Annotated in this window: 12 protein-coding genes, 1 tRNA gene and 1 pseudogene; 12 read left to right on the top strand and 2 right to left on the bottom strand. The window is 60.9% G+C overall.

Annotated features, from left to right (window positions below; all coding sequences use genetic code 11):
- Positions 1 to 71: 71 nt before the first annotated feature.
- Entirely contained in the window at positions 72 to 1,532 is a 1,461-nt protein-coding gene (locus Thiosp_RS16440) for a carotenoid oxygenase family protein (protein WP_201068164.1), read from the bottom strand.
- 272 nt (positions 1,533 to 1,804) lie between these two features.
- On the opposite strand from Thiosp_RS16440, the gene rpmE reads away from it, so the two are divergent.
- The 3 genes from rpmE (at position 1,805) to Thiosp_RS16425 (ending at position 4,089) form a co-directional block, all read left to right on the top strand.
- A complete protein-coding gene (gene rpmE / locus Thiosp_RS16435; protein WP_201068163.1) occupies positions 1,805 to 2,005 on the top strand; it encodes a 50S ribosomal protein L31 in 201 nt (66 codons plus the stop codon).
- Positions 2,006 to 2,379: 374 nt separating this feature from the next.
- A complete protein-coding gene (locus tag Thiosp_RS16430; protein ID WP_201068162.1) occupies positions 2,380 to 3,675 on the top strand; it encodes a citrate synthase in 1,296 nt (431 codons plus the stop codon).
- A gap of 42 nt (positions 3,676 to 3,717) precedes the next feature.
- A complete protein-coding gene (locus Thiosp_RS16425) occupies positions 3,718 to 4,089 on the top strand; it encodes a YebG family protein (protein WP_201068161.1) in 372 nt (123 codons plus the stop codon).
- An 83-nt stretch (positions 4,090 to 4,172) separates the two neighbouring features.
- Here Thiosp_RS16425 and Thiosp_RS16420 read toward each other — a convergent pair whose 3' ends face one another.
- On the bottom strand, positions 4,173 to 5,906 hold the full coding sequence (locus tag Thiosp_RS16420; protein ID WP_201068160.1) for a DUF342 domain-containing protein: 1,734 nt from the start codon (positions 5,904 to 5,906) through the stop codon (positions 4,173 to 4,175).
- Positions 5,907 to 6,131: 225 nt separating this feature from the next.
- Between Thiosp_RS16420 and tpiA the strand changes: the two genes are divergently transcribed.
- The 9 genes and pseudogenes from tpiA to nuoF all read left to right on the top strand — a co-directional run bounded on the left by tpiA (position 6,132) and on the right by nuoF (position 12,639).
- The gene (gene tpiA, locus Thiosp_RS16415; protein WP_201068159.1) at positions 6,132 to 6,893 is read left to right on the top strand and encodes a triose-phosphate isomerase; all 762 of its coding nucleotides are present in this window, start codon (positions 6,132 to 6,134) and stop codon (positions 6,891 to 6,893) included.
- Between the two features lie 76 nt (positions 6,894 to 6,969).
- A pseudogene (secG, locus tag Thiosp_RS16410) lies at positions 6,970 to 7,192 on the top strand (preprotein translocase subunit SecG); the annotation flags it as partial.
- A 369-nt stretch (positions 7,193 to 7,561) separates the two neighbouring features.
- Positions 7,562 to 7,646: transfer RNA gene (locus Thiosp_RS16405), tRNA-Leu, on the top strand.
- Between the two features lie 216 nt (positions 7,647 to 7,862).
- Positions 7,863 to 8,219, top strand: coding sequence for an NADH-quinone oxidoreductase subunit A (gene ndhC, locus Thiosp_RS16400; RefSeq protein WP_201068157.1), 357 nt, complete (start codon positions 7,863 to 7,865; stop codon positions 8,217 to 8,219).
- 28 nt (positions 8,220 to 8,247) lie between these two features.
- A complete protein-coding gene (locus Thiosp_RS16395; RefSeq protein ID WP_201068156.1) occupies positions 8,248 to 8,724 on the top strand; it encodes a NuoB/complex I 20 kDa subunit family protein in 477 nt (158 codons plus the stop codon).
- A gap of 17 nt (positions 8,725 to 8,741) precedes the next feature.
- Positions 8,742 to 9,488 (top strand): NADH-quinone oxidoreductase subunit C, encoded by a 747-nt coding sequence (locus tag Thiosp_RS16390; RefSeq protein ID WP_201068155.1) that lies wholly within the window; start codon positions 8,742 to 8,744, stop codon positions 9,486 to 9,488.
- Positions 9,481 to 10,740 (top strand): NADH-quinone oxidoreductase subunit D, encoded by a 1,260-nt coding sequence (locus Thiosp_RS16385; RefSeq protein WP_201068154.1) that lies wholly within the window; start codon positions 9,481 to 9,483, stop codon positions 10,738 to 10,740. Before Thiosp_RS16390 ends, Thiosp_RS16385 begins: the two co-directional genes overlap by 8 nt.
- Positions 10,740 to 11,267, top strand: coding sequence for an NADH-quinone oxidoreductase subunit NuoE family protein (locus Thiosp_RS16380; protein WP_201068153.1), 528 nt, complete (start codon positions 10,740 to 10,742; stop codon positions 11,265 to 11,267). The genes Thiosp_RS16385 and Thiosp_RS16380 overlap by 1 nt, the downstream gene beginning before the upstream one ends.
- An 82-nt stretch (positions 11,268 to 11,349) precedes the next feature.
- Complete coding sequence (gene nuoF, locus Thiosp_RS16375) at positions 11,350 to 12,639, top strand: NADH-quinone oxidoreductase subunit NuoF (protein ID WP_201068152.1); 1,290 nt, start codon at positions 11,350 to 11,352, stop codon at positions 12,637 to 12,639.
- Positions 12,640 to 12,831: the final 192 nt, after the last annotated feature.

The raw sequence follows: 12,831 nt of genomic DNA, 5'->3' as shown, positions 1-12,831 counted from the left end.
GAGGCTGCTTGAGGAGCACTCGAGCAGCGCCGGTGCAATTGTCTGTTCGCCATTGGGAATAGGACGACGGATCAGCTCTCAGCGCGCGGCACCCAGCAGCCATGAAAACCGATTGGGAGCCGATGCGGCAGCCGTGCCGTGGCCACTGTGCTCAGATCCTCTGCGCGCAGCACCAGTAACTCGGTGTGCGCTTGGCCGGCGCGATCGACGAGCGTCAGCAGCCAGCCTTCGCCGCCGGCTTTGTTCGCTACCCACATCGGCTCGCTTGGCACATCGAGGTTGAAGTCACGCACGCGTAACTCGCCCGTTTCGGTGTCCAGACGCTGAATGGCAGTCAGGAAGGGGACCTGGCGTTGCGGCGGCGCGCCAATGCCGTAGAGAAAGCGCCTGGGTGCCCCGAACGGAGCTGGGGCAGCGACCGGCATTTCGAAAGCATGTTCGCTCCAAGGACTGGTCTCGGCGCGCGAGCGAGCGGGGTCGATGGTCATGCGCTCGATGCGTGGCATGATGTCCGAATCGTTTTTTTCAAACAGGGCGTCGAAGCGGGTGAAATCCGGATACTTGGCAAAACGGATTACATCTAGCACCAGGGCGCCGTCATCGCGGTCGAATGCCTGGGCGACGTGAAACACAAAGCCGCCGCGGTCGACATCAATGAGTAGCGGTTGGCTGGTGCTCTGGTTGCGCGGGATTAGGAGCGCCTGCATCGGCTGGCGATGGTCGATGCGCAGCGAGCCAACAGGTGTCGTGAACCCGAGCATGGCGCCCGCCAGGCGAAAATCCGCCCGCGGCAGCAAGAATGCATACCATTTCTGGGTGACGGCAAAGTCGTGAATGAAGCTAAAGCGCGGCAACGCGAGGTCGCGGGCTATGGCCAACCGCCCGTCGCCATTGACATGGTAGATCAGCAGTCGGTTGGGCGAGCCGGCGACCACGCCGAAATTCACCATGGCGCCGGTGGCGGGGTCAATGCGCAGATGCGCCGAGAAGGGCAGGTGAGGGCTCAGCCACGACCATGGTGGTGGATGAGGGTTACGCAGCCCGCCGTCGAAGGTCTCGATGCCCAGGGTCTCGAGCGTGCGCGGGTTGAGCCGGTGGGGCGGGCCGCCTTCCCAAAGCGCGAGCAGGCGCCCTGCGTGCCAGCGCACGCTGGTGTTGGCCGCGTTCTTGAACCGCATGCGCATGAAGTTACCCAGCAGACCGCCAGGCCGATTGGTGCCGAACGCCCGGTAGCGCATGCGCCCGCTGTGTTCCTCGGCTAAAAACTCCTGCGTGTGCACAAACCTGTTGCTGTAGCGAACCCCGTTTGGCCCGATGTCCAGGCGGGTGATATGACCATCGCCGTCGAACGGATGCCCGTAGCGGCGCCCGCCGCGCTCGAAGCGCCCGGGACCGTTGCGGAAATAGACCCCGTCGAGCGCCGCAGGCAACTCGCCTTGGACGCTAAGTGGCTCGTTGGTGAACTCCGTCGTTATGGTGCTGGTGATCTCATCGATCACCCGTGCGATGGCGTGGCTGTCTGCTTCAGGCATGGTGATTTACGGATGCGGCTTGCGGTTGGATTGGGTTGAATCATGCACCTTGATGCAGGGCCTGGTGGCAGTTTTCTGCATCGGCCTCGCCGGTTGTTGTGGTGTCGCGAAGAGGCCTGCTTGATGACATTTTTTTTGCGCGCTTGTTGAACAGGTTGTCCGTGGGAAAAATTTTGCTATTCTCTTCAGGCTGCAGGCCCGTTATACTTACCGGTTTTCCGGCACATGAGCCGGCCGGTGGTCTTTTATTGTCTCTCTAGCTAAGGTGCTCCATGAAGGCGGGAATCCATCCAGAATATCAAGACATTAAGGTTGTCTGCAGTTGTGGGAACGAGTTTGCCACGCGCTCGACTCTCGGCAAGGAATTGCATGTCGAGGTTTGCTCGGCGTGTCATCCGTTCTACACCGGCAAGCAAAAGATCCTTGATACCGCAGGTCGGGTCGATAAGTTCCGGCGGAAATACGGTCGCTGAGGCGGCGTTCGGAGTTTGCGTTCTTGCGAGCAGCCCCTGGCGAGCGACCCCTGGAGCATCCTAAGCTTAGATTGCGCTTTGAGGCTGCACCAGAGGTTATCGCTCTAAGTGGGGCCGTTTTCGCTTGAGCGCAGGCTCATCGCGTTTGACCAACGCGGCATTTGACTAATACGTTTATCGCCTAGCATTGCGTTTATCGCTTAGCATTGCTCTTGAGCGTTCCAGCTCTGGTGCGTGCTGCTTGCTTGCCCTATCCTCTCAGCGCGCCCCGATATTGTGCGGTGCTGCGCCTGTGGTCCCGCGCCCTCAGCGTCGTCTCCTTCTTGTGTCCTCCCGTTTTTCGCACACGAGCAGACCGCCCCCAGGAGTCAGTCATGACCAACGAGACCATTACCGTCACCAATAATATCGATGGCACCAGCCACGAGTATCCGCTCAAGCAGGGCACACTCGGGCCGCCCGCAGTAGATATCTCCTCGCTCTATCGCGACGCCGGTTTTTTTACTTACGACCCTGGATTTATGGCAACCGCAAGTTGCCACAGCGCCATAACCTTCATCGACGGCGAGGAGGGCGTGCTGCTGTATCGCGGCTATCCGATCGAGCAACTGGCAACCAAGGCGAGTTTTCTTGAGGTTGCCTACCTGCTGTTTTACGGCGACTTGCCCAGCGAGCAGGAGCTTGATCAATTCGAAGGGGTGATCATGCAGCACACTATGCTGAATGAAAACCTCAAGAGCTTTCTCGACGGCTTCCGCTACGACGCCCACCCCATGGCGGTGCTTTGCGGGGTGGTTGGCTCACTGTCGGCCTTTTATCATGACTCTATCGATGTGCATGATCCGCGCTATCGCGAGATTTCCGCGCATCGGCTGATTGCGAAGATCCCGTCCATCGCAGCGGCGACCTACAAGCACAATGTTGGCGAGCCCATAATGTATCCGCGCAATGATCTGCGCTATTGCGCGAACTTTCTCTACATGATGTTTGCGACACCCTGCGCGGATTACGAGCCCCGGTTGATCGCCGAGAAGGCGCTCAACCTGCTGTTTATCCTGCATGCCGATCACGAGCAAAACGCGAGCACCTCGACCGTGCGGCTAGCCGGCAGCTCGGGGGCCAATCCCTTTGCCTGTATTGCCGCCGGTGTCGCCTCTCTGTGGGGACCGGCTCATGGCGGCGCGAACGAGGCGGTGCTGGACATGCTCGCCGAGATCGGCAGCGTGGAGAACGTAGCCAAATTCATCGAGAAGGCCAAGGACAAGGACGATCCCTTCCGGCTCATGGGCTTCGGACATCGGGTCTATAAGAACTACGATCCGCGCGCCAAGATCATTCGCGAGGTGTGCCATCAGGTGCTTGAGGAACTGGCGGACGTGAAAAATCCGCTGTTCGATCTTGCGCTCGAGCTGGAGCGCATTGCGCTTGAGGATGAATACTTTGTTGAGCGCAAGCTCTACCCAAACGTGGATTTCTACTCGGGTATTATTTACCAGGCCTTGGGGATTCCGCGCAACATGTTTACCGTGATGTTCGCACTGGCGCGCACCGTCGGCTGGGTCTCGCACTGGGCCGAGATGATGAGCGAGCCGAGCATGCGCATCGGCCGGCCGCGGCAGATTTATCACGGTCCCCAGGTACGCGACTATGTGCCGATCTCCAAGCGCTGACGCCAACCGACACCCAAACAGCATCGACCGGGAGTATCGAACGTGATTGAAATCGAATACATCGTCAAGGATAACCAGGGGGTTGAACGCTTGCGGACCGCTGATAAGAAAGAAGCCGATGCCTATGACAAGGCGCTGGAAGTCGCCGACCGCCTTTCACAGTGGCTGCGCGACGAGCAGGTGGTGCCCAATTTGCCCGACGAAGACCTCGAGGAGCTGACCATTCACCTCGCACGCAATGCGCGCGCGGTCGAGCGCATCCTCAAGGGCAAGGAAGCGGAGCCAAGCACCCGGCGCTCGACGGGCACTCAAGCATCGGCGAATGAAGACGGGGGGGAAGAAAGTGCTAGTGCCGCTGCGAATACCGCCGACGCCAGTACTGCGGAAGTCCATCCGCTCAAGGCAACCGCCTGAGCAGGAGCAGAGATTGCCCGCGTTAGATCGCCGCCGTTTGGGGCATTCTTTGTGCTCTGCCGGCGCGGATGCGGCGTCTTTGGCTATTTTTTCTTGGCGTCCTGTTGCAGCGGTCGCTGAATCAGCCGATCTTCGATGCGTTGGAAGCTGATTGCTTGCGCGGCTTGGGTGATTTCCTGGGTTTTGTTGCCGATGGCGATGATCACGCGCGGATAGACAGTGCCGGGGACTTCGATGAAGCTCTCGGCGATGGCATCGACGCTCGCTTGGAGCTGATCGCGTTCGACGGTTAGGGTGCTGAGCTCGGCCTTTAAGGTGTTGCAGGTGGTGTTGATCTTTTTCAGGCGCCCTTCGTTGTCGGGTGCTCTGGATTTGGACAGATCTACCATCATCTTGAGCAGGCGCCCGAGATCGGCTTGTTTGCAGGCCACGTTGTCGTTGTGATCATGCAGGTTGTTTATAACATCTTCCGAGCACTGAATCGTCGCCTCAGTGGTGATGCCGGCATGCGCGCCTAGGGTCTGGGCGCGAATCAGCTTGGTGGCGCGCACATGGCCACCGACGATGCCGCTGCGTGGCTGGTTGCTTGAGCCGACGATAACCTGATTGTCGCAACTGACCTGACTGTGGGTGATTTGGCTTTTGACGGTGATGTCGCCCTTGACGTCGAGCTCGGCCTTCTCGATGTGCCCGGCGCTCAGGTTGCCGCCGCAGTGAACGCGCATGCGCAACCCTTCGTCGCGCGCGTCGTCGTTCGGTCCGGTGATGCCCATTTTGACGTCCAGGTTACCGCCCACCTCCACATCGGCGCATTCGATCATGCCCATGATCAGAACATCGCCTGAGACCTTAATGCGCATGCCTTGGCTGACGCTGCCTTTGACGACCAGGGTACCGTCATAATCGATGTGGCCTGAGCGCATGTCGACCTCATTGACGTTGAGGATGGGGTCGACCGATGCGCCCGCCTGCTCCAGTACGGGTTGGCCACTGATGGTGGCGACAAGCACGTCGGGGTCGGTCTCGGAGACCGCCACACCTTTGTGGCGCTTGAACTGCAGTTGGCGGCCCTCCCTGGCTTTGATGGGCTCTCCCTGGAGGTTGATGCCATCGACTCCTTTGGTTGGTGGAAGGCGACGCATCAGCATATCGCCGGGCTTGACGGTGGGAATGGCGCCGAGGTCGCGATAGTCCAATGATCCGTCGGCGCGCTCGGCCGGGCGTCTTTGACTGACCTGGACGATGGGTTCGAACTGACTGTCCTTGCCGTCGACGGCCGGCTTGCCGCGGGCGATGACGATTTGCAGCGTGGCGCCGGGTGTGGCGCTGGCCTCCGCGGCGAGCAACCGCTCGATGGCTTTGTGGTCGAGAAGATTGTCGGCGATTTTAGCGTGCTCAACCACTTCCTTTACGTGCTCGATGGATGCGGGCTGTCCGCCGCGCGCGGTTTTCAGAATCAGTTTGGCGACCAGGTGGTCGTCGCTCAGTTGTAGCCCGACCGTGGCATCATGGTATTCGCCGATCTCGATCTCGCCGCCTTCGCCGCTTGCGAGCATCCGCTGCAATTGCATAATGCCGCTTTTGCCGATGACCGCTCCCCTGAGTTGCGCACGGTGAAGCTCGGCCGTGAGCCAACTCTGGTCCATGGTCAGCGGCTGCTGGCCAGGGATGACGCGCGCCAGCACCTGGTTGCCGGCTTCTTTGCGTCGCAGGGTGATCCGAGTCTGGCCGGCGGACTGGCTGTCAGAATGGGCGGCAGACCGGGAGGCGGGCTGCGTGGCGGATTGGTCAGCGGATGCATTCGATGACGAGGTCATTGGAGCGGACTTCCTGGGCGGCGGCGCGTTTGGCAAACGATTATCTCAATTGTGGCAAAACATTGGTAATCTTGCTCAAATGATTGAATCAGCTTGTGATTGATCTGGGCGTTGGCTGGGCTCGGCGGGCGCGCTACGGCTTTATCGTGGTGCAGGTGTCGCGCCGGGTTGCGCGGCTCGCGCGATATCGCTAACATGCACGGCTCTTTTTTGGAGGGGTTGAACATGCGCCAGCCACTGGTCGCGGGTAATTGGAAAATGAACGGCAGCAAGGCAGACGCTGCTGATTTGGTTAACGGCATCAAGGCCGGAGCCAGTAATATCCAGAAGGCGGAAATTGCCGTCTGCCCGCCATTTCCTTATCTGCACATTTCCGAGGAGCTGCTTACCGGATCAGCCATCCGCTGGGGCTCGCAAGACGTCTCCAACGAGACCGATGGCGCCTTCACCGGGCAGGTTTCCGCGCGCATGCTCAAGGACTTCGGCTGCACCTACGCGATCATCGGCCACTCGGAGCGGCGCATGTTCAATGCCGAGAGCGACGCCGTCATTGCCAAGAAGTACGCTCAGGCGCTCGCTGTCGGGCTCACCCCCATCCTGTGCGTGGGTGAGTCGTTGGAAGAGCGCGAGCATGGCAAGACCGAAGAGGTCGTGGCGCGCCATCTCGACGCCGTACTCGAAGGCGCTGGCGCCGATGCCATCGGTCGTGGTGTGATCGCCTATGAGCCGGTCTGGGCGATCGGCACCGGCGTGACAGCCACCCCGGAGCAGGCCCAAGAGGTTCACGCCTTTCTGCGCCAGCGGATCGCGGCCAAGAGCCAGGCACAGGCGGATGCGGTGCGCATTCTCTACGGCGGCAGCATGAAGCCTGGCAACGCGATGGAGCTGATCGGTCAGGCCGACATCGACGGTGGCTTGATTGGTGGCGCGGCACTGAAGGCGAGCGATTTCCTTGCCATCTGCGCGGCCGCTGAGGCGAACGCCTGAAGGATCAAATCTTTCAGAAGGATAAAATCTTTCAGAAGGATAACGCCTTTCATAAGCACAAGGCCGTGAGTATTTCATGCAAACGATTCTGACCATTATTCATCTGTTGCTGGCGATCGGGCTGATCGCGCTGGTCCTGATCCAGCATGGCAAGGGTGCGGATGCCGGTGCGGCATTTGGCAGCGGTGCTTCTGCGACCGTGTTCGGCGCGCAAGGGTCGGGCAATTTCCTGTCGCGCTCGACGGCCATTCTCGCCACGGCCTTCTTCCTGACTAGTATCGCGCTGGCCTACTACGCGACTCAGGTTGGGGAGCCCGCTGGACTGATGGACGCCTCGTTGCCTGCGGCCGATGCGCCTGCGAGCGATTCCGCACTGCCCTTTGTCGCCGAGCCCGATGGCGGTGCCGGCAGCGATGCGGGCGAGCAGCACGCGGGGCAAAATGCAATCGACGATCTACCACCCGCGGGCCCGCCGACTGACGCGATCAACGGCGAGTCGGAATCCTCCGATGGCGCCGGTGACATGCCGCCTGTGAGCATGGGCGATGTTGGGGGTGGCGATATGCCGGCGAGCGCGGATGCCGGCGATGGGACAACTGGGGAAGATGGCGGCTCGGAGAGTCAATCCGGGGCGACCGGCTCGGAGACTAAAGAACAATAACTGTTACGCCGACGTGGTGGAATTGGTAGACACGCTGTCTTGAGGGGGCAGTGGCGCAAGCCGTGCCGGTTCGAGTCCGGCCGTCGGCACCATATCCTGGCACATCACTGCCAGAGAGCACCGGGTAGTTAGGTGGCGCGACGCCGAATGGCGGCCCATCTGCCGGGTGCATCACAGGAGGAACAGCCAGGCTGTTCTTTATTCGATCATCTCAGCGTCTGAGCGCTGGCGGCTGATCGGCGGTCCGGGTTTCGGATCGGCTCAGTCGTGACGGTGCCCGCTGTCGCGCCGGGGAGGGAAGCACTCGCATGCTCGAGGGCTATCTGCACATTCTGGTCTTTATCGCGGTTGCGCTTGCAATCGGTGTGGGTCCGTTGCTGTTGGGCGGTATTCTTGGCCCGCGTAAGCCGGATGCTGAAAAGGATTCTCCCTACGAGTGCGGCTTCGATGCGTTCGAAAGCGCGCGCATTAAGTTCGACGTGCGTTACTACCTGGTCGCCATTCTCTTCATCGTTTTCGATCTGGAGATTGCCTTCCTGTTTCCCTGGGCAGTGGTGCTTGATCAGCTCGGAATGACTGGCTTTGTCGCCATGGCGATCTTCCTGGGCATTCTGGTGGTCGGCTTCATTTACGAGTGGAAGAAGGGCGCGCTCGAATGGGAATGAGCCGGATGTTGAACGACGGGAGCATGGCATGAGCATAGAAGGCCTCCTCGAAGAAGGCTTCGTCACCACCACGGCGGATCAGCTCATCAATTGGGCGCGTACAGGTTCCTTGTGGCCCATGACATTCGGGCTCGCCTGCTGCGCGGTGGAGATGATGCACGCTGGTGCCGCGCGCTATGACCTGGACCGCTACGGCGTGATTTTCCGTCCCAGCCCGCGGCAGTCGGATGTGATGATCGTCGCCGGCACCCTGGTGAACAAGATGGCGCCTGCGCTTCGCAAGGTCTATGACCAGATGGCGGAGCCGCGCTGGGTCATCTCCATGGGCTCCTGCGCCAACGGTGGCGGTTACTACCATTATTCCTATTCTGTGGTGCGCGGCTGCGACCGCATCGTGCCGGTCGACATCTATGTGCCTGGGTGTCCGCCGACCGCGGAGGCGTTGCTCTACGGTGTGCTGCAACTGCAGAACAAAATCCGTCGCACCAATACCATCGCTCGTTGATCAGTCCTGAATTTGCCGTGAATCAGCCTGCTGTTACCGCACCCTCTACACATACCGGCACAAGCACTGGTGATGCGCGACTCGACGCGCTCGCCGCGTCGCTGACTGAGGTTTTCGCCTCGCGCGCTGTCGAGGTGCTGATTGCATCGGGCGAAGTGACCATGGTGGTCACTGCCGCCGATCTGCTGGCGGTGTGTGGCGAATTGCGCGATCGCCCCGAGTTTGCTTTCGCGCAGATCATTGATCTGTGCGGGGTGGATTACGCCGCCTTCGGTCGCTCGGAGTGGGACACCGAGCTGGCATCGGCGGACGGCTTCGGTCGCGGCGTCGACCGCGAGCCCGACTTGGAACTGGATTCCCCCCAGCGTTTCGCCGTGGTCTACCACCTGCTGTCGCTAACGCACAACCGTCGATTGCGGCTGCGAGTGTTCGCGCCCGGAGCACAGCCGATGGTTGACTCCGTGGTGCCAGTCTGGCCGGTGGCGGACTGGTTCGAACGCGAGGCGTTCGATCTGTTCGGCATCCTGTTCAAGGGCCACCCGGATCTGCGCCGGATTCTGACCGACTACGGCTTCGTCGGTCATCCGTTCCGCAAGGATTTCCCGCTCAGCGGCCAGGTGGAGATGCGCTACGATCCAGAACAGCAGCGCGTGGTCTATGAGCCGGTCAAGATCGATCCGCGCGTGCTCGTGCCGCGCGTGATCCGCGATGACAGCCGCTACCTTGCTGAGGGCCCGGGCAGTAACGGAGGCGGCAATGCCTGAGATTCGCAATTACACGCTGAATTTCGGCCCCCAGCATCCGGCCGCGCATGGCGTGCTGCGCCTAGTGCTCGAAATGTCGGGTGAGGTGATCGAGCGGGCTGATCCGCACATCGGCCTGCTGCACCGTGGCACTGAAAAACTGGCCGAGACCAAGCCTTTCAATCAAAGCATCGGCTACATGGACCGCCTCGATTATGTGTCCATGATGTGCAACGAGCATGGCTATGTGCGCGCCATCGAAAAGCTGCTCGGCATTCAGGCGCCGGAGCGGGCACAGTACATCCGCACCATGTTCGATGAGATCACGCGGATACTCAATCATCTGATGTGGCTTGGCGCCCATGCGCTTGATGTCGGCGCCATGAGTGTGTTTCTGTACTGCTTCCGCGAGCGTGAGGACCTGATGGACTGCTACGAGGCAGTCTCGGGCGCGCGCCTGCACGCGACCTATTACCGCCCCGGTGGTCTTTATCGGGATCTGCCCGGCAAGATGCCGCGGTTCTCTGAAGAAAGCACCAAGTGGCACAGCAAGCGCGATTTTCACAGCCTGAACAAGGCGCGCGAGGGCTCGCTGCTGGACTTCATCGAAGATTTCACAACGCGCTTCCCAGGGCTGGTCGATGAGTATGAAACGCTGTTGACCGACAACCGCATCTGGAAGCAGCGCACCGTCGGTATCGGCGTGGTGGACGGCGAGCGTGCGCAGGCGCTGGGCTTCACCGGTCCGATGCTGCGCGGCTCCGGGGTTGAGTGGGACTTGCGCAAGAAGCAGCCCTATGCGGCCTACGACAAGATGGATTTCGACATCCCGGTCGGCGTCAATGGCGACTGCTACGACCGCTATCTGGTGCGGGTGGAGGAGATGCGTCAGTCCAATCGCATCATCAAGCAGTGCATCGACTGGCTGCGCGCCAATCCCGGCCCAGTGATGGTGGAAAATCACAAGGTGACCCCACCCGCGCGTGTCGACATGAAAGACGACATGGAAGCCCTGATTCACCACTTCAAGCTCTTCACCGAGGGCTACTGTCCGCCGCCGGGTGAGGTCTATGCCGCGGTCGAGGCGCCCAAGGGGGAGTTCGGTTGTTACATCATCGCCGACGGCGCCAACAAGCCCTATCGGCTGAAGGTGCGCGCGCCCGGCTTCGTCCATTTGTCGGCGTTGGATGAAATGTCCCGGGGCCACATGCTGGCCGACGTGGTGGCCATCATCGGTACCATGGATATCGTCTTCGGGGAGGTCGACCGCTAATGGGCTTTCGCAATGCTCCGCTGGCGGTCATGCATGAGCGCGACAAATCCAGTCTGTTCACCGACGACATTCGCGCCGCGATCGATCGGGAGGTCGCCAAGTATCCGCCGGAATGGAAACAATCTGCGGTCATGCCGGCGCTGACCCTGGTGCAGGATGCCAACGGCGGCTCGCTGACGCGCGAGCTGATGGACGACGTGGCGGCCTACCTCGACATGCCCGAGGTGGCGGTCTACGAGGTGGCCAGTTTCTATGGCATGTACGATCTCGAGCCGGTCGGACGTCATAAGGTCTGTGTGTGCAACAGCATCTCCTGCATGCTCAACGGCAGCGAAGAGCTGATTGAACATGTCCGCGAGCGTTTTGGCGTCGCACCCGGGCAGACCAGCGAGGATGGCAAGTTCACCCTGAAAGAATTCGAGTGCCTTGGGGCATGCAAGGATGCGCCCGCCGTGCTGGTCGACAAGGTCTACCACGAGTGCCTGACGCCCTCGACGCTTGAGAAACTGATCGATGGCCTCGACTAGGGCATCGCTGGAACAGCCAAAACAAAGCAGCGAACCCTAAAGCAGCGACCACGACGTATCGATCCGGTGAAGGTTGTAAAACATGGTTGAAAACCAGAACACTGTCTGCTTCCGCACCATGCACCTGCCGGCCGAGCGGCGCTACCGCTTGGAGGAATACCGCGCGCTGGGCGGCTATCAGCAGTGGGAACGGATTCTGCGCGAAAAAATCAGTGCGCACGACCTGATCGAGGAGTTGAAGCTTTCGGCCCTGCGCGGGCGCGGCGGGGCGGGCTTTCCGACCGGACTCAAGTGGAGCTTCATGCCGCGCCAGGCGCCCGGGCAGAAATACATCGTGTGCAATTCCGACGAGGGCGAGCCCGGTACCTGCAAGGACCGTGATATTTTGCGCTACAACCCGCATCAGCTGATCGAGGGCATGGCCATCGCCGGCTATTGCATCGGCGCAACCGTTGGCTACAACTATACTCGCGGCGAATTCTACGAGCCCATCGCGCGCTTCGAGGGAGCACTCGAAGAAGCCTATGCCGCCGGGCTGCTCGGCAAGAATGTGCTCGACTCGGGCGTGGATTTCGATCTCTACAGCCATCTCGGCGCCGGGGCCTACATCTGCGGCGAGGAGACTGCGCTGCTCGAGTCGATTGAGGGCAAGAAGGGCCAGCCGCGCTACAAACCGCCGTTCCCGGCCCAGGCCGGCTTGTTTGGGCGGCCGACCACGATTAACAACACCGAGTCATTGGCCTCGGTGCCGGTCATCCTCGAGAAGGGTGGGAAGTGGTTTCTCGAGCAGGGGCGTCCGAACAATGGCGGACCCAAACTGTTTTCGGTTTCCGGGCATGTCGAAAAGCCGGGGAACTTCGAGGTGCCGCTGGGCACGCCTTTCAGCGAACTGCTAGCGCTGGCCGGTGGCGTGAAAGACGGGCGCGAGCTAAAAGCGGTGATCCCCGGTGGCTCCTCTGTTCCCGTGGTGCCCGGTCATATCATGATGGGCGTCGACCTGGACTATGACTCCATCGCCAAGGCCGGCTCCATGCTGGGCTCGGGCGCGGTGATTGTCATCGCCAAGGGAACCTGCATGGTCAAGGTGCTGGCCAATCTGGCGCACTTTTATGCCCATGAGTCCTGCGGTCAATGCACGCCCTGCCGGGAAGGAACCGGCTGGCTGGCGCGGGTGCTCGATCGCATCCTGCACGGGCAGGGACGCATGCAGGATCTGGCGCTGCTCGACAGCGTGGCGGGCCGCATCGGCGGGCGCACCATTTGTGCGCTAGGCGATGCAGCCGCCATGCCGGTACAAAGCTTTCTGAAACATTATCGCCATGAGTTCGAGCATCTGATCGACCATGGCACACCGATGGTCGAGGCGGCCTGAGGCGGCAAGCTGGCCGTCAAAGTCTTGCCCGCGCGCACATAGGCTCATGCGCGCGGGCGAGCAGGAAAGGGCGATTCGGCCAACAAGACCGGCCAGCGAATTGGGCCAGCGACTTGAACTGGCAAATTGGGCCAGCGAACCCGGGTCGCAGACCCAACTGGCGAACGAATTAACTGACCAGCGAGCGAGATA

Source organism: Thiorhodovibrio litoralis, from assembly GCF_033954455.1.
In the GTDB taxonomy this organism is placed as follows: Bacteria; Pseudomonadota; Gammaproteobacteria; order Chromatiales; family Chromatiaceae; genus Thiorhodovibrio; species Thiorhodovibrio litoralis.
This window is presented reverse-complemented; position numbering and strand designations above follow the sequence as displayed.